Source organism: Gordonia sp. NPDC003585 (assembly GCF_040610755.1).
Lineage (GTDB): Bacteria > Actinomycetota > Actinomycetes > Mycobacteriales > Mycobacteriaceae > Gordonia.
This window is the reverse complement of the sequence record NZ_JBEXMX010000016.1, coordinates 31,588-51,983: the sequence shown is the minus strand read 5'-3', so window position 1 is coordinate 51,983 and position 20,396 is coordinate 31,588. Positions and strand designations below refer to the sequence as shown.

The following is a 20,396-nucleotide window of genomic DNA, read 5'->3' as shown; positions in this document are numbered from 1 at the left end:
CGTGCACAGGGTACGCCGGGGTCATTCGAGAGCGTGTTCGTCGGCAGTCGACGGTGCGGCATCGTCGTCGTCGGAGCTGGTCTCGATGTCCGAAGGCACCGGGTTTGCCTCGATCACGCGTCGCGGCGCGAACCAGAACAAGACGGCGGAGCCGACGACGAGCACCGAACCGAGGACCACACACGCCTGGTTCATCGGCGCCACAAAGGCGCCCTGGGCGCCCTGCGCAAGCCGCTGCGCCAGGGGAGCAGCGTCGGCGGGGAGTCGGGCGATCACCTCGACGGCTTCGGCGAGCGACTTCGATATCCGGTCGGCCGCCTCGTTGGCTGCGTCGATGAGGGCCTGACCGCCGGCCGTATCACCGGCGGCGATCCGCTGCTGACCGGCCGCGGTCAACTGCTCGCGCGCGAGATCAGCTGTCGGTTCGATCCGAGACGTGTAACCCGCGGCCAGAATGCTGCCGGCGAGTGCGATGCCGATCGCGGCACCCAACTCGCGAGCCGTGTCGTTGACCGCCGACCCGATGCCCTGATTGTCGAGCGGGGTGTTGGACATGATGGCCGTCGTCGACGGTGCGGTCGCGATGCCGATCCCGGTCGCGCAGATCGAGATCATCCAGATCGACTGCCAGTAGGTGTCGTAGTCGACGGCACCGAGCAGGATCAGGCCGACACCGGCGAGCAAGATCCCACTGGCCAACACGAACCGAAGTGAGTGGAACCGAACCGCAAGCCAATTGCCGAGCAGACCGAAGATGACCGTGCCGGCGACCATCGGCATGAGGGCGAACGCCGATTGCAACGCCGTGAAGCCGTAGACGAGCTGCAGCCGCTGCAGATACAGGTAGAACACCGCGAAGGAGGCGAAGAACTGCAGTGCAACCGAGAGGGATCCGGCGCCGAACGCGCGATTGGTGAACAGACGAACGTCGAGAAGCTTGTCGGTGCGACGGAGTTCGATCAGGCAGAACGCCGCGCCGAAGGCGACACCGCCGATGAGGGCGATCAACACCAGCGGGTCATCCCACCCGCGGTGCGGCGCTTCGAGTAGTCCGAGCACGACGCCGGTGACCGCGAGGATCGAGGTGATGGTGCCAGGGAAGTCGAACTTGCCGGGGTCGCGGTCCTTCGACGTCCCAATTGTGAGGCACAGCAACGCCATTGCGGCGGCCGAGATCGCGAAGGCGATGAAAATCGAACGCCACGAAAAGAACTCGAGGAGGAGGCCGGTGACGAGGAAGCCGGCGATCGCGCCGGCACCGGCGACCGCGGCCCAGATGCTGATCGCGATGGGACGTCGATCTCGCGGCACACCCGAGGTGATCAACGAGAGCGTCGTCGGCATGATGAGCGCCGCCGCGCCGCCGGCAAAGCACCGGGTCGCGATGAGCTGATTGGGGCCGGAGACCCAGATGGCCACCAGCGACGCGATGGCGAACAGGACCAGACCGACGATGAGCACTCCGCGTCGTCCGAATCTGTCGCCGATCGCGCCCGCCGGTAGCAGCAGCGCAGCGAGAACCAGTGTGTAGCCGTCGATGATCCAGGTCATCTGCCCGGCGTCGGCGCCGGTGTGAATCGCGATCTGGGGAAGCGCGGTGTTGAGCGCCGCCATGGCCGCGACGACCATACTCACCGCGGCGCAGGCGATCAGGATGAGCCACGCAGAGCGCAGGTCCATGCCGCCGATGGTTCGCTGCTTCATGAGTGACCGCCCTTCGAGGCTCGCTGCGCGGGTCCTGAGTAGCGAGCCTGCGAGCGTATCGAAGGGCGCACCTCAAGGAGCGGTAATGAGTGCGTTGCGGTTTCGTTACCGCGACACGCGCGTCTCATGCTGTGCTCAGCGTCGCAACATGTGACACATTTATCACTGCTGTACCAACCCGGTGATGTGGACCACCGGCCCACGTTGTCCGGACAACCGAAAGCGGTGACAGGTCATGGCCTCTCCCCAGGTCGCTCCTTCACAACGTACCGACTACTCGCCTGCACGAGTGCACGTTTGGCGTGTGCTGTCGATGCTCGCCGCGCTCGTCGCGGTGGTCGTCGGCTTGCTCATCATCGTCACCTCGGCGGCATAGCGTTTCACGCGGATATCAACCCGCGTGACGCTCGATCGCGGCACCGACCCGTGGGAGTGCCGCGACGACATGGCCTTTCCCCTTTCCCCGTAGCGATCCATAGACCTTGGCGAGTGCGGGCTTCGCCGACTCCGCCTGGTCGTCGGTGACCGTCAGCAGGGCTTCGGCAGCCGCGTCGTCGTTGGCAACCAGGTGGTCGCCGAACGCGACGCCGTCGGGCTTGCTGTCCCAGAACGGTGCCAGTGCCGACAGGAAATCGGGCAGCATCAGATTCGTGGCGTTGGAGACGACGCCCGGCTTGATCTTCTGCGCGGCGGCATATGCCGTCTTGACCGCGGCGCCGGACAGACCCTTCTGGTCGGCGACCTCCGCGTCGATCACCCCCACCAGGTCCGCAACCACGGCTTCGCGGTTGTTCTCCAGCAAAGGGGTCAGCGAATCGCTCATCAGATCTCCTCGAAACTCGGTGTGGTGGCCGGTGTGGCCGCCGCGTCGAGGTTACTGCGCGCGGCGGAGCACCACATTGCCGAGTGCGGGTGCGTCGTCACGATCGCCGACGGTGGCGGTGACGAGCAGCCGGTCGTCGGCCTCCCAGACGATGACGCTGAGAGTCTCGCCGGGGAAGACGACCCCCGCGAAGGTGGCCGAGAACTCGCCGACCGCCGCGACGTCACCATCGAGCACGGCGTCCGTGACTGCCCGGCAGACGGTTCCGTAGCTGCAGAGGCCGTGCAGGATCGGACGCGGAAAGCCGGCGCGTGAGGCGAATTCCGGATCGGAGTGCAGTGGATTGCGATCGCCGCAGAGTCGGTAGAGCAGAGCCTGCTGGGGCAGGGTGGCCACGGTGAGTCGGTGGTCGGGGTCACGGTCGGGGTAGGCGATCTTCGACGACGTGCCCCGCTCGCCCCCGAAGCCGCCCTCGCCCTTTGCGAAGATCGACGACCGGGCCGTCCACAGCGGCTCACCGTCGTCGGTGGTGGTCACCGATTCCTGCACGATCACCGCGGCCGAACCCTTGTCCTGCAGTTCGGCGATGCGGGTGCGGGTGGTCGCCTTGCCGCCCGGCGGTAGCGGCCGGTGCGCGGTGATCTGTTGACTGCCGTGCACCACTTTCGCGAGGTCGATGTCGACGCCCGGGAAGGAGACCTTGGGCGGTTCGGTCGCATGGAAGCTCGCCGCCACGGTGGCGAAGGTGGGCAACACCTTCGGCGTCGCGTCGTCGACGTAGGCCAACCCCGCGACATCCATGGGGTCGGCCGCCGCTCCCACCGCGAGGTGATAGAGCGCGACGTCCGACGGCGTCCAGGAGAAGGTGACCTCGGGGAGTTCGGCGCCGAGGGCGACGCCGGGATCGATGGGCACGGTTCAGGCTCCTGTCGACGGGGTTGCGGCACCGGCTGTTTCGGACTCGCGCGCACAGTCGAGTGCGGCGAGATAACCGAAGACGAGCGCGGGTCCGATCGTCGCGCCAGGGCCGGCATAGGTGTGGCCCATCACCGGCGCACTGGTGTTGCCGGCCGCGTACAGACCGTCGATGACCGATCCGTCGGCCCGCAGGGCCCGCCCGCTCGCGTCGGCGTCGATGCCACCCTTGGTGCCGAGGTCGCCCGGCACCATCTTCACGGCGTAGAACGGCGCCTTGTCGACGGCGCCGAGACTCGGATTCGGTTTGTTGGTGATGTCGCCGTAGTAATGGTCGTATCCGCTTGCGCCGCGGTGGAAGTCCTCGTCGGTGCCGGTCTTGGCGAAACCGTTGAAGCGGTCGGTGGTGGCCTTCAGTGCATCAGCGGGCACCCCGATCTTCTCGGCCAGCTCCGCGATGCTGCCGGCCTTGACGACGACACCCGATTCGAACCACTTTTTCGGAAGTGGCTGGCGTGCATTGATTCCCGCGAACAGGTAGCGGTTGCGGCAGCGCTGGTCGAAGACCATCCAGGCTGGCACATGCTCACCCGGGCCGTCGCCTTGGCCGAACTCGCCGCCGTACATCTGGTGTACCGCTTCGACATACGGCAGCGACTCGTTCATGAACCGCTTGCCGGCCATGTCGACGATGAACGTGCCGGGCACCGAACGTTCCGAGAGCGCAAACCACGGCCCGCGGGGAAGCGGGATGGTCGGGCCCCACCAGGCGTCGTCCATGTGCGACACGGCCGCACCGATCTTGAGTCCCGCGTTGATGCCGTCGCCGGTGTTGGAGGTTGCTCCGGTCGTCCACTCCGAGCCGATCGGGTCGCGCTGATACTTCTTGCGCATCTCCGCGTTGTGCTCGAATCCGCCGCACGCCAGGATCACGCCGCGTCGGGCGCGAATGGTGACCTCGGCGCCGTCGGATTCGGCGATGACACCCGTGACCCGACCGTTCTCGGTGACGAGGTCTTTGAGTCCGGTGTCGAACCTGATCGGCACGCCCGCCGAGCGGACCCCGAGCAGCAGTTCGGCGGCGAGGGCGGCGCCCATGGCGATGTTCTTCTTGCCGCGGCTGCGCGACCAGAAGAAGCGTGCCGCCACCTTGCCCATCCGCCCTATGCCCTTCGGATGCCGCATCCCGATGTTGAGCCAGCGATAGTCGGACTGGAGCACCACCATGTTCAGCGGGGCCTTGGTGTACTGCGGGTGCAGCGTCTTGAGGTCGTCGCCGAGGCGGCGCGCGTCGAACGGCCGGGGTTCGATCGAGCGCCCACCGAGCCGACCGCCGGGCGCCTCCGGGTAGTAGTCGGAGTAGTTCTTGACCCACTCGAGGTCCAGCGGCGCGTGCGCCATCAGGAAGTCCAGCGCCTCTGGGCCGCGGTCGATGTAGGCGTCGATGCGGTCGGCCGGCGCGTGCTCGCCGATGATGGCGTGGACGTACTCGCGAGCCTTGTCGGGAGTGTCCTCGACGCCGTCGCGCTTGAGCACGGAGTTGTTGGGGATCCAGACGCCACCTCCGGAGCGGGAGGTCGAGCCTCCCCAGTACGGCGACTTCTCGATCAGCACCGTGCGCAGACCCTTGTTGGCCGCGGTGATGGCCGCGCTCATACCGGCCGCTCCGGCGCCGACGACGATGACGTCGAACTCCTCGCCGTTCTCCTTGACTGCTGGTTCGGTCGCGTCGGCCATGTGGGTCCCTTCGTGCGCCGCGGGTGCAACGTGTTCTACCTACAAATTAGAACACGTTGCAGAAATGTGGCGCCAGGGGTGGCGGTACCTGCGCGGAAATCTGTACGTGGGAGTCCGACCGTGTGCACTGTGCGCGTGGCGCGCCTCCCAGGTACAGCTCTCCGCAGGTCACGGAGTGAAATCGAGTAGCGCGTTACTCGGGCGCCGGGGTTGCACATCGGTGATCCTGGTAGCGATCCCGCCTGACCAGTCGTTTTCGCATGCCGACCTGAGGAGTCCCGTGCCCGAAACGCCAGCGCAGCAACTGTCGAAACCCGCGAACGCTCCATCGGGCGATCCATCCACCGCGCCCGCGGCCCTGGAAGGCAAGACCCTGCGCATCGCGCTCGCCATGCGCGGTGGCGTCAGCATGGCGGTGTGGATCGGCGGCGCGGTCGCCGAGCTGGACCTGATGCGGCGTGCGGCGTGGGGGACGGAGAAATGTGGCTGCACGAACGGGTCGCCGGAACTCGCGTCGCCCAGGTGCCCGGCGCCCGGCGACGAGCGTCGTCGACGAGCGCATCTGTACCGCCAGATGCTGGACAGCGCAGGTTTCGGTCCCGTCGAGTTCGACATCCTGGCCGGCGCCAGCGCGGGCGGGTTGAACGCGATTCTGTACGCGCTCACGCAGAGCTATGGCGTGGTCAGTGACCGGACGGTCGGGCGGATGTGGTCCAACGACGGTGATCTGTGGGACCTGATTCGCGACCAGGGTTGGGGGTCTGTGCCGTCCCTGCTGGATGGCGATGGTCGATTCTTGGCGCTCGCCACGGACACGTTGAACAAGATTGGGGACGCGGCGAAGCTTGAACGCGCGCCGCAGCAGGATCAGATCGCCGTGGAACTTGCGGCGACCCTGCTGACCGACGGCGAGCAACGTTTGGGCAACCGAGCCAACTTCTCGTTCGCGCGACGGCCAGGCGGACTCAAGTCGGCATTCAGCACGATCCCCGGAGCTCCGGACGCCGCCGACGACGCTCCCGACCTTGCGAGGAGGCGCATGGCACTCGCCGCCCGGTCGACCTCGTCGTTTCCAGGCGCTTTCGAGCCGGCGGCGGTGCATTCCGTTCTCGGAGCCGACGCGACGGGACCCGTACGCACCGACGGCGGAGAACTCGTCGAGGGCAGCGCGAAGGATGCGGTCGTCAACATGGTCTCGGTGTTTCCGTTCGCTCGGCAGGGCGCCGACGGCACGGACGCAAACGAGCGGCTGGGTCGCCCCGTCGACACATTCAAGGTCATCGATGGTGGAGTTTTCGACAACATCCCGATCGATCGCGCGCTGCGGGCGATTCAACGTGCTCCGGCGTCGGATCCGTCTGAGCGGCATCTGATCTACCTGGATCCGCAACCGCCACGCCAGGACGAGTCACCGGCAGCACCAGTAGGCGGGACGCGAGGAGCGGACGCCCAGACCGCGAGTTCGGTCTCATGGCTCTCGGTTGTGTTGGGAGCGAAGAAACTTCAGAAGCGCGAGGAGAGTGCCGCAGACGAGGTGGCACAGATATGGCGCTACAACGCCTCCGAGACGCAGGTCCGGGATCGGATGAATGCGCTCGGTGGCTTCGGGTCGCCCGCTGACGGTGTCGACTTCGGAAGCGAAGCCGGCTATCTCGACTGCCGGATCGGAAACGAGACGGAACGCATCGGTGAACTGCTTGCGGATCCGGTGGCCCAGATGTGTTCCCGGCCATTTGATTCGAGGCCCTATCCGCGATTCAAGAACAGCACGATCCTGCCGATCCGTCGGGAGGTCTTGAGGGCTTATGGGTTCATCGACTCATATCCGGCCGACGGATCGATCCCGATGGGGCCGTCACCCGAGGAGGTGAGATCGGCCAGAGAGGTCTATCGCCTTGGCGATGTCGTCCGGCTGGGCGAGGCGTGTCGCATTCTCATTGCGTGGGTTCAACAACTGCAAAGGCTTGGCGACGAGCAACTCTCGGCCGCCGAGGCGACGCCCGCACTGCGGGATCTGAAGGCCGGTCTCTACCGATGTTTGACCGTGCTGCGGGAGGGGCGTCGCATCACCACGGACGCGATGCTCGTGTCCCTTCCCGCCGGAGGTCCCGACGACGAGCCCATGAGCACGAGGATGATCAGGGGTATCGCGAGGCAGGACGGACTGTGGATATCAACCGGTGTAGCAGGCGTCCTTGCGCCGGAACCGGCTGATGTCGCCGAAGAGGAGTTCTATGCCGCACTGGCTGCGCCCGGCAGCGGTGTGACGGGAATAGGGGTGTGCGAGAAGGGCGCGCCAACGCCGCCGCCAGGGTCTTCGCTTCTGGCGTGTCTGCGGACGCGACTGGTCGACTATCTCTCGCATGTGCAGGCATGGGCCGTCGTGAATGACAATGGTGGCGACGCCGCGGACCCGGACTTGTCCGCCTGGAACGAGTCGTTGTTCGCGGCAATCCGCGGGATGGATCTGACGATCGCCGGTATCACCCGTCTGTGCGCGCAGTCCGGTATACCTAACACCGCATCCACTGTGCGGTTCACCGAGATCACCGGTGACACCACACCGCGGGCCGCGTTTCCCAAACTCGTGAATGCCGCCATCGACAGCCAACTCGAGACATGGTTGCGCGCCGGTACCGATCCGGCGGTGCTCACGCCCGAGCGTCGGAAGCGGGCGATCGACGAGGCGGAACAGCTGAAGCGCGCCGACGTCAAACTGGCCGGCACGGTGCTTGCCCGGTTCGGTGGTTTCCTGGACGCGGGATGGCGGCGCAACGACTGGTGCTGGGGGCGGCTGGATGCCGCGGCCGGCGTCGTCGAATTGCTGATGAAACCCGCTGTGGGCAAGCAAGTTCGGGAGCAGGCGATCCGTGATCTCCAGAGCGAGATCCAGAAGGCTCCCGAGGGTGATTGCTCTGCGGACGACGCCCCACCGAGCGAGACGGTGCTGCGGGTCATCGACACGGTGAGCGGCGAGACCATCGACAATCTGCCGATCGGATACCGGTTCGGGGTGGTCGCCAGAACAGTGCCGTTGTTGCTGCGCGCGCTCTGGCCCGCGGAGTCCTCGGCAGGTGGAATCCAGGGCCTGTCCACCCGAATCGCCTTGCTTGCCGTGCGGCCGCTGGTGCCGGTCGTCACCCTGGCCGCAGACCTCCTGCGTCTCGTCGCGGCTGTCGGGGTCGCGATGCTTGCCGCTACCCTCCTGGGTTCTGGTGCGACCAAGTCGGTGGGCCAGGGAGTCTTCGTGACGCTGTTGGCGGCGGCCGGCGGGTATCTCCTGTGGCGCAGATTCCGGGTTCACAAACGATGGTCGCGGGTGAGAGCTGCGATCTACGCCGCGCCACGCGGGTTCGACACCACTCGGCCGGAGCGCTGGCAGAGCCGTGTGACCAAGGCGTGGCCGCGCGCCAGAAACCACCAGATCGCGGCCGCCGCACTCGCGGTGGTGCTCATCGCGATCGGAACTGCCTGGTGGATCAACAACTTCGCGAAATGGGTCGACGCCGACACGACGCTCGGTATCGGACTGGAGTTCATGGTCCTGGCCACGGTTGGAGTGGTACTCGCACTGTGGTACCTCAACGCCGAATCGCTCAAGGTCCGGACCGTGCCTCCGAAGCGAGGCGGCTGGCGTCTGTTCCTCATCGGCGCCACCTGGGTCATCTTTGCCGGGACGGGCATCTTCGCGTATTTCGCCGCGGCGAACGGTGAGTGCGTGCGCCAGATGATGAACAACTCGAAGGCCACATGCGACAGCCGCTTCGCGCATGTCATCGTCGACTGGATCCCCGGCTACGACACGGCTGGCTATGCGGGCTTCGTGGCCGCAGCAGCCGTGCTCGGGCTCACGCTCCTCTCCTTCACCTTCTGGGCCAATTGGTGGTTCGCCATCCTTGCGGCCGCCGGTCTGGCGATCCTCGCAGGGCTGCTGCAGTGGTGGTTCGAACACGTCTTCCACACGCCGATCCTCGACCTGCTCCCGATCGCGGTGTGGATGGTCGGTGTCGGAGTGACGCAACAGTGGGCGCCCAAACGGCAGCTGGCGCAGGTCGCCTCGCAGCGGGACTGGGTAGGGGCCTCGGCGCCGGACACTCCGTCGCCGTCGGCCGCGAGCACCGAGTAGCACCGAGCCGCGGGTTTCGCGTAGCCGTCTACTCGTGCACCCCGGTTCGACGGGGACGAGGCTGAGACGACGGACGTCGTGCCGTTCCCCGCACGTCGCCGCCGATGTCGGGAGATCGTCATGGATGACGAGAAGTCAACGCCGTTGGTCGACCGCGCGCGCAGGGCGCCGATCGTGTGGATCGTCACGCTACCGGTACTCGCGATCAGCGCAGGTGTGGTGCTGATCGCCCTCAACTGGGGCGAGGCATCGCCGCCGGGGCTGCTCGCGTACACCTTCAACGATCCGACCAGCTCGATCCAGGTTAATGATGCCGTGTTTGCCGACTGGTTTGTGATCGTCGGCTACGCGATCGTGTTGGCGGTCTGTTCGATCTTTGTGTACCTGTACGCATTCGCGGATGCGACCCGCGTGATGGCACTGGTGTCGATGGGTGTCGCGGCCGTCGTAGTGGTCGCCGACGTCACCGAGAACGTCCTGCTTCTCGGCGGACCCCACTGGCGGTTCGCGGTGTCGGTGGCGGCGACGATCAAGTTCTGCATGCTGGTCGCCTCGATCCCGGTGGTACTCGGATTCGGGCACGTCCTCTTCCGACTGTTGACCTCGTGGATCACGGTCGGCCGGGTCGCCAAGCCACGAAAGAAGGACGGCGAGAACGAGCCCGCCATGCTCGACGTCGTCGACACCATCGAGGTCGCCGGCGATGAGACGAGGTGGGCCAAGGGCTTTGACGTGCCACCACCCGCCGGGCGTGGCGAGAACAGCGGCGACGAGCCGCGCGGTTTGTGCCTTTCCGGCGGCGGAATTCGCTCGGCGTGCGTGGCGATGGGGGCGATGCAGACACTGGCAAGGAGGGAGCTCTGTCCGGACGAGCAGAACCCGGGACGCAGTCCCAAGGTTCTCGACACCTTCGATCACATCGTCTCGGTCTCCGGTGGTGGCTACACCGCCGGTGCCTATCTCCTTGCGCTGCACGAGAAGCCGAACGCGCCGCGTCCTGCACTTGCGACGGCCGCAGATCGCGAAACGTCACCGGTGACAACGCCGCCTCCGCCCAAACTGTCCGATCGTTTCACCGAGGGGTCGATGGAGTTCGACCACATCCGTCGTCACTCCAGCTTCATCGCCGACTCCGCGGGCGGTCTCGCGGTGGCGCTCGGCGTGGTCTTCCGGAACCTCGTGGTGGCGTTGGTCAGCCTGTTCGCCCCTGCCGTGATCGCCGGTGGTCTGATCGCCCTCCTGTTCGCCGATATTCCACTGTCGGCGATCGACATCGTCCCAACGGGCGTGATGAGTTCCGATACGACCGCGGGACACGTTCCGATGGTGATGTGGGCCATCGGAGTGTTCGTGGCCGCCGGTGTGGTGGCCCTGCTCATCTCGGTCTTCGCCGAGGTCTTCGATCCAAAGTCGAAGCGTACGAGTCGCAATGGGGTGTCCACGGCCATCCGGATCAATGAGGCCGGGCTACGGATGGTGCAGTTCAGCGCCGGGTCGGTGATCCTGTTGGTCACTCTCTGTTTCGCCATTCCCGCGTTGATGCACACCTGCTGGAACATCGTGCACGACAACGATTCCGGTTCCTCTGACTTTCCATCGGCCGTTGGTGGCGTGACCGCGCTGTTCCTCGTTCAGTACGTCGCGACACTGGTGGCGATGCTATGGCGCCACAAGGATTCGTGGTGGCAGCGGGCCAAGGGTCTGGTCGGCAAGGGCGGAAAGCAAGGTGTGGTCAGAGCGGTGCCGCGCGGCGTCATCTCGCTGATCACGACAGCGCTGTCCCTGATCTTGCTGGGGGTGACCTGGCTGATGGTGGCGGGCGGCGTCGCCGCGAGCGGGCTGGAGGTGATCGTGGGCGATCGCCCACTCGGGCCGTTCGTCACCACGATGGCAGTCGCTGCCGGGCTGATCCTCGTCGTCGCAGCACTCGACGTCACGTCGGTGAGCTTGCACCCGTTCTATCGTCGACGCCTTGCGGCGGCCTTCGCGGTGCGACGAGGGGCGAATGTGGCAGAGCCGTACCACTACCAGGAATCCACCGACCTCTCGACTCATGGGACCACCGGAGAGGACCTGCCGCACTTCGTGTTCGCCTGCGCCGCAGCGGTCACAGGCACCGACAAGCCGGCGCCCGGCCTGAGTGCCTACTCGTACACGATGTCGGCCGACCACATCGGTGGACCCGAATTCGGGTACCTCCCGACCAAGGCCGCTGCGTCGACCTGCTCGCCCCGCCTACGCCGCGATCTGACGGTGCAAGCCGCGATGGCCACCAGCGGGGCGGCTTTCGCGTCTTCGATGGGGCGGCAGGGCCGCTGGTACCAGAAACTGCTCGCGCTGTCCGGGGCACGCCTCGGCACATGGCTACCCAATCCCGAGTTCGTCCGAGAGGTCCGGGCCGCCGACCAGGACGAGCTGGAAGCAGGCGGTGGATTGTTCCATCGCGGCCGGGACCGCAGTGTTCCCCTGCGGTTCCCGTTGTTCCGTGGCGTGTCCTATCTCTATCGAGAAGTGCTGGGCTGCAATCATCGTGGTGCCCGTCTTCTGCAGGTCACCGATGGTGGACACTACGAGAACCTGGGTTTGGTCGAATGTCTCCGACGCAAGTGTCGAACCATTTACTGCGTCGATGCCAGTGGTGATCCACCTCCGACGCTGAGCACCCTGCACGAGGCCATCCGCCTGGCCGAGTACGAACTCGGCGTGCGAATCGTCCTACGTGAGGGCGGTCTGCGCGACATCGTTCCGGGATCAGAGGAAAAGCCCACCGAGATCGATGGAATGGAGGACCAACTCGCCAAGCGTGTTGCCCTGTCACCGATCATCGTGGGCGACATCATGTATCCGGCAGCCGCGGGTCTTCCGGAGAACCATGACACCGGCTTGCTGATCTTCGCCAAAGCCGTGCTCACCGATGAATGTCCGGGATGGCTGAAACGTTATGCCGCAGAAAGCCCGACCTTCCCGCATGACAGCACATCCGACCAGTGGTTCGGTGAAGCACAGTTCGCCGCGTACGTGGAACTCGGCCGAGTGCTTGGTCGGGCGGCGTACGCAGCTGAATTCGGCGGCGAGCACGAAAGCGCAGACGACACAGAGTCTATTGGGAGCCGCCCTGCAGCATGAGTCCCGTACTCGCTTCGCCACCCTCACGATGCAGGTTCATCAGTTCGACCATTCTCGTCGTGTCGTTGGTGGCATAGGCGTCGACGATCTGGTCATGCTCGGCCAACACTCGGGCCCGCGCTGCCGGATCATGCAGGTAAGCAGCGTGATACGGCATCGCCATGGTCCACAGTCGACGGAGCTCGGCAACAATCAGCGTCAGTGGTGACTGCCCGAACATGGCGAAGTGAAAATTCTGGTTGCGCAGACGCATCGTGACGATGTCGTCGTGTGCAGCGCTGTCGGAGACGTCGGTGCCCAGACGAACGACCTCGGCAAGGGTGATGTCATCGGGTTTCGGAAGGCTGAGTAGCACTTCGCGTTCCAGTAGGGATCTCATGAGGTAGATCTGGTCGAAGTCGGTCTTGTTCAACCGCGCAACCGTGTAGCCGACATTCGGCTCATGAGAGACGAGTCCCGATGCGGCAAGTTGTCGCAGTGCCTCTCGCACGGGTAGCCGGCTGACACCGAAACGCTGTGCCATCAACTCCTGTCGGATCGGCTGGCCGGGAAGCAGTTCGCCGGTGACGATGAGGTGCTCGATCCCGCCGACGACCCGACCGGAGACCTTCCCCATGGTCCGATCCGAATCGATTGTCACAGTGCGGATTCCGTGGTGAGTGGCTCGCCGAGAACACCCGACGCCGCAAACTCCTCGACCGTCTCCTCGGTGTAGCCCATCGCCCGCAGCACGGCTCGGGTGTCGTGGCCGCGCGGCGCCGCGGGACGCGGACTCCGGTGCGCTGAACGACTCAGGGAGACCGGAACGCCGATTCCGCGGTACTCCTCGGTGTCCAGGAAGAGTCCACGATGGCGCACCTGCTCGGACTGCAGCGCCTCGTCGACGGTGTGCACGGCGCTGGCGGCGACGCCGGCCTTTTCGAGTCGCACAGCGAGATCCTCGCGACGATGCGTGGCGATGCGTTCGCTGAGCGTTGCGATGAGCTCGTCACGGTGCGCATGCCGATCGGCATTCGTGGCAAAACGCGGATCGGACCCCACCTCGGGAGCGCCGAGTGCCGAGGCCAGTGACCGGAACTGGCGATCGTTGGCGGCGCTGATGAACAGGTCGCCGTCTCGGGCCGTGAAGACCTGATAGGGCACCACAGTGGGATGAACATCGCCCGTTCGTTGCGGAACCGAGCCGCTGGTAAGCCAATTCGCGGAATGCGGATGCAGAATGGAGATCACCGAATCGAGCAGGGTGATATCGACGAGCTGCCCGCGGCCGCTACGGCCGCGCTCGAGCATCGCAAGAAGAATCCCCTGAACCGCGTGATTGGCAGCCATCAAGTCGACGATCGGGACACCCATGCGCAGCGGTTTGCGGTCGGGATACCCGTTGATACTCATCAATCCGCCGAAGGACTGCAGAACGGCGTCGTATCCGGGAAGCCCACCCAGTGGTCCGTCCACCCCGAAGCCGGTGATGCGGCAATACACCAGCCCGGGATTCATCGGCGCGAGCACATCGTCGTAGTCGAAACCCCAGCGCGCCATGGTTCCCGCCTTGAAGTTCTCGACCACCACGTCGGCGCCGGCCAGCAGTTCACGGAGGATGCCGCGTCCCTGGTCTGTCCGCAGGTCCAGGCTGATGTTCTCCTTGCTGTGATTGAGTCCCGCGTAATAGGCGCTGCTCGTGCCTGATTCGATGAACGGCGGACCCCATCCCCGGGTCTCGTCACCAGTCGGCGCCTCGACCTTGATCACCTCGGCGCCCTGGTCGGCGAGCGTCTGCGTGGTGTACGGCCCTGCCAGCACCCGGCTCAGATCCAGGACTCGGACACCGCTCAGGACGCCATGGTTCTCGGTACTGTCCGCGGTCCGCCACGCCTTGCGGCCGTCGATGCGGTCGTCGTGTGCGTTCATGCATTGCCCCCTGCGTCCGTGTGTTCTCCGACAATCACATCCCAGACATCGGTCCCGTCATCGAGGATCTGGGCGGCCAGCACCGCAGCCCAATCCTGTTCGCTCCCATACCGGTCGCGCCATGTCCAGAGCGACGTGGTGAACCGGCCCAACGGATGCTCTGCGGTGAAACCGATGGCGCCGTGGAGTTGATGCGCCGCAGCCGTGATCTCTCGTGCGCTCGACGACGCCACGGTCTTGGCGGCGGCGATTGCGGTTTGGGCCGCTTCGGTGGAAGAACTCTGAGATGCGTCGACGGCCGCGGTAGCCGCAATCTCACACAGGGCTGTGAGAGCGGCCAACCAGGCGAGACGATGTTGGACGGCTTGGAATTTCGACAAGGGCCGTCCGAACTGCGTTCGCTCGTTGACGTATCGGATCGTGCGGTCCCGGATCGCGCCCGCGGAGGCTGCCATGACCGCCGAGTAGGCCAGTGCTGCACGTGTCTGCAGCTCATCAATGCCGATCGGTGACGGTGCCTGGAAGAGAACAGGAGTCGAGTCGAACGTCAGGTCGGCGACGGTCGCTCCGATCAGATCGGTTCGTTCATCGACGGTGATCCCCTGCGCGGATGTCGAGACTACTGCGAGTTGTGGAGATCCCGACCCAGCCGGTTCGACCAGGACGACCACGACGTCGGCCATGTCGGCGTGGACCACCCCGGTGACCAATCCGTCGATCACCATGGCCTCGGAGGAATCACTGAGGGCACAACGACTATCGCCCACGGCAATGGTCGCGATGGCCGACTCCACATCGAAACCGGCGCTCGCAGCGAGCCATCCAGCAAGGACGGTGTGCTCGATCACCGGCGTCAGTGCGCCGTGCGCCGAAGCTGCCGCCGCGAGGGTGACGGCGTCGGCCATGCTCCCGCCGGAACCACCGACGTTCTCGGGGATTCCGATCGCCGTGAAGCCGGCCTCCGCCAGCGCCGCCCATAGATCTCGGTCGGGCACCGCGGCGGGCGTGGTGGTGTCGATGCCCACGCGATCGACGATCGCGTCGACAACCTCGGTGATCTCGTTGTTGGGATAGGTCATCGCAATCCCATTCCCCGAGCCACGATTCCGCGGAGGATCTCATTGGTCCCGCCCCGCAGGGTGAACGCCGGTGTGTGCAGCACACTGGCCGCGAGCAGACGTGCAAACGGGTCGTGACCTCCTCGCGCTGCAACAGTGCCGCTCGACGTGCGAACGGCTTCGACCAGGTCGCCCTCGAAGGTGGACCCCACGTCCTTGACCATCGCGGCCAGCACGTCGGGGCGGCCACCCGCATCGAGTTCATGCGCGACAGCCAGTGACATTCGACGCAGCGCCCACGCCCGAGCGGTGACCATGCCCAACGTCTTTCGCTGCTCGGGTGTAGCTCCGGTGGTGCGGAGAAGATCGGCCCAGGCGCGCAGCAGCGGCATCGTCGACAGGTATCGCTCGGGTCCGGACCGCTCAAAGGCCAGCTCTCCCATGACCTGTGCCCAGCCCTGTCCGCGGACGCCCAGCAGCGCATCTGCCCCGACCCGTGCGTCGTGGAAGATCACCTCGTTGAAATGTTCGGCGCCGTCGATGCTGCGTAACGGTCGAATCTCGATGTCGGGGTGGGGGAGATCCACCACGAACTGGGAGAGGCCCCGTTGCCTGTCGTCGGGGCCGCCGTCGGTGCGGGCGAGCAGAACCATCGCGTCGGCCAGATGTGCACCGGTGGTCCAGACCTTGGTTCCGGTGATCGTCCATGACCCGTCGTCGCCGAGAACGGCGCGCGTCCGCACACCCGCGAGGTCCGATCCCGCGTCCGGCTCACTCATCCCGATCGCGAAGAATCGCTCACCCGCCGCGATCGCCGGCAGGTAGCGGGCCTTCTGGACCTCGGTCCCGTTGGCAAGGATTCCCGGAGCCATCTGACGGTCCGAGATCCAATGTGCGGCAACCGGTGCGCCGTGGGCGAGCATCTCTTCGGTCACGACGAACCGTTCGATGGGGGAGCGTCCGTGGCCGCCGTATTCGGTCGGCATCGTCATGCCGATCCAGCCCTGTGCGGCCACGCGCGCACTGAAGTCGCCGTCGAATCCGGTCATCCAACTGTCCGAGACGGGTTCAAACCTCCCCGCCGCCAGTTCCGTTCGCAGGAATGCGCGAACCTCGGCGCGCAATGCGGCCAGGTCGGCGTCTGAGGGGCGAAGCCGCGTGGCGGCGGTCATGACTTCGCGGGACCGCGAGACGACCAGGCGCCCTGCCCCTTTCGCGACATCGACCACATCTGCACGCCGCGCTCGATCTCCAGCGCCGATGCCCAACTGACCGCGGGCGGTCCGAGTTCGAGTCGAGCGCTCTGCTTGATCCGTCGGGTCAGTTCGGGATCGGCGGCCGGCGCTGTTGTCAGGCCGGCGATCAGTCCGTCGATCTCGTTCTCCGGGGCCGCTGCATAGGCGAGGCCGCGGTCGACCGCCTGGGTTCCGGTGAACGATTGGCCGCATGTCGCCATCGCGAGGGTCGTCGACCAGCCTGTGGCGCGTCCCAGAAGCGAGAGATGTCCGCCACCAGGGTGAATGCTTCGTGCCGCGAACCCGCTGTCGATCACAGCATCCGGGGTGACGATCACGATGTCGGCGGCCAACGCCAAATTCAGGCCCGCCCCGACTGCACCGCCGACGACGCGCGCGATGGTCGGTACCGGCAGCTCGCCGATCCGGACAAAGGTGCGGTAGACCGCCGAGGTGCGTGACACGGCCTCGGGTGAGGCCGGATCCGACGACGACGCCGCGAGGTCGCGCGTATCCGCACCGCTGCAGAAGTAGGCGCCGTTCGAACGGACGACCGCCACGCCGATCCGCATGTCTCGCTCGACGCGGTCGCAGAAGTCGTCGATGAGCGCCGCCATCTCCAGCGTGATGGCGTTCTTTCGGCGCGGGTTGTTCAAGGTGAGCGTCGCGACGCCATCGGTGACATCGATGATCACCGGGGGTTGTGACGCGGCGTCGGTGCCGTCCTGCTCAGTTGTCATGAGCATGCAGACTAGCAGATTGGATACAAAATGAGATCCAAAGCAAGCTCGGGGCCTCGAGTCCCACTGGGCGGGCGATGGGGCACGAACTCGGCCGTCCGCGTCGTAACGTCTGAGCCACGAGGCGTGCCGGCAGATCGACGAGCCCTCGAGTGCCCCTCCCGCCACGCGGCGTCATGCCCTAAACTAGAACACGTTCACTCGACGGGAATGGGGACGATATGGCGGTCGACCAGGCAATTCGTGAGCGCATCGCTCTCGATTTGTGGAACGCGGAGCAGTCGGCGGTCGCGATCGACCGACCGACCGATTCGCATGCCGAACTCGACGTCGTCGACGCCTACGAGATCCAGCTCATCAACATCCGCAAACGGCTCGATGCCGGGGCCAAGGTCGCCGGACACAAGGTGGGCCTCGCGTCCGAGGCGATGCAGAAGATGATGAACGTCGACGAGCCCGACTACGGGCATCTTCTCGACGAGATGCAGTACTTCGAGTCGACGCCGATCGACCGGTCGAAGCTCTGCTATCCGCGAGTGGAGGTCGAGGTCGGTTTCATCCTGGGCGCAGACCTGCCGGGTGAGGGATGTACCAACGACGACGTCATCGAGGCCGTCGAGTGGGTGGTCCCGTCGATCGAACTGATCGATTCTCGGATCAAGGACTGGAAGATCACCCTCTGCGACACCATCGCCGACAACGCGTCGTCGTGCGGCTGGATTCTCGGTGAGCAGCGGGTGCCGATCAGCGAGATAGACACCGGCGACATCGACGCCGTCCTGCATCGCAACGGCGAGGTGGTTGCCAAGGGCAATTCGTCTGCGGTGCTGGGACATCCGCTGAACGCGGTGAGCTGGCTGGCGCGCAAGGTCGAGGCCTTCGGCGTGCGGCTGCGCAGGGGCGACGTGATCTTGCCCGGCACCGCGACCCACGCGATAGACATCGACGCGGGTGATCATTTCGTCGCCGAGTTCGCCGGACTCGGCAGCGTGACACTGGATTTCGAGTAACAACACTTTGAACGCAGGACAATCACAGGAGGCGCAGGTGGCAGCCAAGCTGACCGCAGCGATCATCGGGTCGGGCAACATCGGCACCGATCTGATGTACAAACTGGAACGATCCGAGGTGATCGAGCCACGCTGGATGGTGGGCATCGACGCCGACTCCGAGGGTATGAAACGGGCGGCCGATCATGGCCTCATCACCATGAGTGGCGGGGCCGACGAACTGCTCGGCTCCAGTGAGAAGCCCGACCTCATCTTCGAGGCCACGTCTGCCTATGTGCATCGCGAGTATGCGCCGAAGTATCAGGAGGCCGGCATCACCGCCGTCGACCTGACGCCGGCCGCCGTGGGACCGGCGGTGGTACCGCCGGCGAATCTGCGCGAACACCTCGACGCACCGAACACCAACATGATCACCTGCGGTGGTCAGGCGACCATCCCGATGGTGCATGCAGTGAGTTCGGTTGTGCCGGTGCCGTATGCGGAGATCGTCGCGTCGGTGTCGTCGGTATCCGCCGGCCCGGGTACGCGGGCGAACATCGACGAGTTCACCCGCACTACCTCGAAGGGTATCGAGACGATCGGTGGTGCCCAACGCGGCAAGGCGATCATCATCCTCAACCCGGCCGATCCGCCGATGATCATGCGCGATACGATCTTCTGCGCCATTCCCGAGGATGCCGATACCGACGCGATCGCTGCGTCGATCCACAAGCGGGAAAAGGAGATCCAGCAGTACGTGCCGGGGTATCGGCTCCTGCAGGACCCGCAGTTCGACCCACCGAGTGTCCTCAACGGTGGCCACGCCCGCGTCTCGATCTTCGTCGAGGTCGAGGGCGCCGGCGACTTCTTGCCGCCCTACGCGGGAAACCTGGACATCATGACCGCCGCCGCCACCAAGGTCGGCGAAGAGATCGCGAAGCAGAAGCTGGGAGTCAACGCATGAGTACCGATTTGATGGCCAACGCGCGCAAGTACTCCGACACTCTCGACATTCGGGTCACCGACTCGTCGCTGCGCGATGGCAGTCACCACAAGCGGCATCAGTTCACCGAGGACGAGGTCCGCTCGATTGTGGGCGCGCTCGACGACGCCGGTGTGCCGGTCATCGAGGTGACTCATGGCGACGGACTCGGTGGGTCGTCGTTCAACTACGGATTCTCCAAAACCCCCGAGCAGCAACTGATCAAGGCGGCAGCAGAGACCGCGAAGCGGGCCAAGATCGCTTTTCTGATGCTGCCGGGCCTCGGGACCAAGGACGACATCCGCGCCGCGCAGGACAACGGCGGGCAGATCTGCCGCATAGCCACCCACTGCACCGAGGCCGACGTCTCGATCCAGCACTTCGGGCTCGCGCGCGACCTCGGACTCGAGACCGTCGGCTTCCTGATGATGAGCCACACCCAGAGTCCGGAGAAGCTGGCCGAGCAGGCCCGCATCATGGCCGACGCCGGGTGTCAGTGCGTGTACGTTGTGGATTCGGCCGGCGCGCTGGTCCTCGAGGATGTGACGGTGCGTGTACAGGCACTGGTCGCCGAACTGGGCGATGATGCGATGGTGGGTTTCCACGGGCACGAGAATCTCGATATCGCGGTGGCGAATTCGATCAACGCGGTCCGCGCGGGCGCCCAGCAGATCGACGGATCGATCCGTAGATTCGGTGCGGGAGCGGGCAATACGCCGACCGAGGCGTTTGTCGGTGTGTGCGACAAGCTCGGCATCACCACCGGCATCGATTTCATGAAGATCGCTGACGCAGCACAGGACGTTGTTCGGCCGGCGATGCCCAGCGAGTGCCTCGTTGATCGTTCGGCGATGATGATGGGCTACGCCGGTTGCTACTCGTCGTTCCTCAAGCACGCCGAGGGACATGCCGAGCGATACAACGTGTCAGCGGCCGAGATCCTCATCGAGGCCGGCAATCGCAAACTCGTTGGTGGTCAAGAAGATCAGCTCATCGACATCGCGCTCGAGCTGAAGAAGAAGCAGGACGCCAACGCGGGGGTGTGAGTCGCCG

General features: G+C 65.5%; 15 protein-coding genes. 6 read left to right on the top strand and 9 right to left on the bottom strand.

Annotation, left to right across the window (positions count from 1 at the left end):
• Window positions 1-21: 21 nt before the first annotated feature.
• The gene (locus tag ABZW74_RS06420) at window positions 22-1,704 is read right to left on the bottom strand and encodes an MFS transporter (protein ID WP_355275027.1); all 1,683 of its coding nucleotides are present in this window, start codon (window positions 1,702-1,704) and stop codon (window positions 22-24) included.
• A gap of 235 nt (window positions 1,705-1,939) precedes the next feature.
• Here ABZW74_RS06420 and ABZW74_RS06415 point away from each other — a divergent pair, with 235 nt between their 5' ends.
• On the top strand, window positions 1,940-2,080 hold the full coding sequence (locus tag ABZW74_RS06415) for a hypothetical protein (RefSeq protein WP_240861904.1): 141 nt from the start codon (window positions 1,940-1,942) through the stop codon (window positions 2,078-2,080).
• A 15-nt stretch (window positions 2,081-2,095) separates the two neighbouring features.
• Here ABZW74_RS06415 and ABZW74_RS06410 read toward each other — a convergent pair whose 3' ends face one another.
• Genes ABZW74_RS06410 through kstD form a run of 3 tightly spaced genes read right to left on the bottom strand, consistent with a single transcriptional unit; the run spans window position 2,096 to window position 5,179 of the window.
• Window positions 2,096-2,527 (bottom strand): hypothetical protein, encoded by a 432-nt coding sequence (locus ABZW74_RS06410; protein ID WP_355275025.1) that lies wholly within the window; start codon window positions 2,525-2,527, stop codon window positions 2,096-2,098.
• A 51-nt stretch (window positions 2,528-2,578) separates the two neighbouring features.
• Window positions 2,579-3,442, bottom strand: coding sequence for a MaoC/PaaZ C-terminal domain-containing protein (locus ABZW74_RS06405; protein ID WP_355275023.1), 864 nt, complete (start codon window positions 3,440-3,442; stop codon window positions 2,579-2,581).
• 3 nt (window positions 3,443-3,445) lie between these two features.
• Window positions 3,446-5,179, bottom strand: coding sequence for a 3-oxosteroid 1-dehydrogenase (gene kstD / locus ABZW74_RS06400; protein WP_355275021.1), 1,734 nt, complete (start codon window positions 5,177-5,179; stop codon window positions 3,446-3,448).
• A 280-nt stretch (window positions 5,180-5,459) separates the two neighbouring features.
• Between kstD and ABZW74_RS06395 the strand changes: the two genes are divergently transcribed.
• Together ABZW74_RS06395 and ABZW74_RS06390 are read left to right on the top strand one after the other, a co-directional pair.
• Window positions 5,460-9,305, top strand: a complete 3,846-nt coding sequence (locus ABZW74_RS06395; RefSeq protein ID WP_355275019.1) for a DUF3376 domain-containing protein — start codon at window positions 5,460-5,462, stop codon at window positions 9,303-9,305.
• Between the two features lie 120 nt (window positions 9,306-9,425).
• Window positions 9,426-12,431, top strand: a complete 3,006-nt coding sequence (locus ABZW74_RS06390; RefSeq protein WP_355275017.1) for a hypothetical protein — start codon at window positions 9,426-9,428, stop codon at window positions 12,429-12,431.
• Here ABZW74_RS06390 and ABZW74_RS06385 read toward each other — a convergent pair.
• The 5 genes from ABZW74_RS06385 to ABZW74_RS06365 are packed head-to-tail and all read right to left on the bottom strand — an operon-like array spanning window position 12,406 to window position 17,372.
• On the bottom strand, window positions 12,406-13,071 hold the full coding sequence (locus tag ABZW74_RS06385; RefSeq protein WP_355275015.1) for a GntR family transcriptional regulator: 666 nt from the start codon (window positions 13,069-13,071) through the stop codon (window positions 12,406-12,408). The two genes, ABZW74_RS06390 and ABZW74_RS06385, sit on opposite strands and share 26 nt — an antisense overlap.
• Complete coding sequence (locus ABZW74_RS06380; RefSeq protein ID WP_240861916.1) at window positions 13,068-14,339, bottom strand: CoA transferase; 1,272 nt, start codon at window positions 14,337-14,339, stop codon at window positions 13,068-13,070. Before ABZW74_RS06380 ends, ABZW74_RS06385 begins: the two co-directional genes overlap by 4 nt.
• Complete coding sequence (locus ABZW74_RS06375; protein ID WP_355275012.1) at window positions 14,336-15,418, bottom strand: acyl-CoA dehydrogenase family protein; 1,083 nt, start codon at window positions 15,416-15,418, stop codon at window positions 14,336-14,338. Before ABZW74_RS06375 ends, ABZW74_RS06380 begins: the two co-directional genes overlap by 4 nt.
• A complete protein-coding gene (locus tag ABZW74_RS06370; protein WP_355275009.1) occupies window positions 15,415-16,569 on the bottom strand; it encodes an acyl-CoA dehydrogenase family protein in 1,155 nt (384 codons plus the stop codon). Before ABZW74_RS06370 ends, ABZW74_RS06375 begins: the two co-directional genes overlap by 4 nt.
• A complete protein-coding gene (locus tag ABZW74_RS06365) occupies window positions 16,566-17,372 on the bottom strand; it encodes an enoyl-CoA hydratase-related protein (protein ID WP_355275006.1) in 807 nt (268 codons plus the stop codon). Before ABZW74_RS06365 ends, ABZW74_RS06370 begins: the two co-directional genes overlap by 4 nt.
• A gap of 221 nt (window positions 17,373-17,593) precedes the next feature.
• Here ABZW74_RS06365 and ABZW74_RS06360 point away from each other — a divergent pair, with 221 nt between their 5' ends.
• From ABZW74_RS06360 to dmpG, 3 genes are read left to right on the top strand one after another with little or no spacing between them, the layout of a single operon-like run.
• Window positions 17,594-18,382: a 2-keto-4-pentenoate hydratase gene (locus ABZW74_RS06360; RefSeq protein WP_355275003.1), complete on the top strand. Its 789-nt coding sequence runs from the start codon at window positions 17,594-17,596 to the stop codon at window positions 18,380-18,382.
• Window positions 18,383-18,419: 37 nt separating this feature from the next.
• Complete coding sequence (locus ABZW74_RS06355; protein WP_355275000.1) at window positions 18,420-19,325, top strand: acetaldehyde dehydrogenase (acetylating); 906 nt, start codon at window positions 18,420-18,422, stop codon at window positions 19,323-19,325.
• Window positions 19,322-20,389: a 4-hydroxy-2-oxovalerate aldolase gene (gene dmpG, locus ABZW74_RS06350; RefSeq protein WP_355274997.1), complete on the top strand. Its 1,068-nt coding sequence runs from the start codon at window positions 19,322-19,324 to the stop codon at window positions 20,387-20,389. The genes ABZW74_RS06355 and dmpG overlap by 4 nt, the downstream gene beginning before the upstream one ends.
• Window positions 20,390-20,396: the final 7 nt, after the last annotated feature.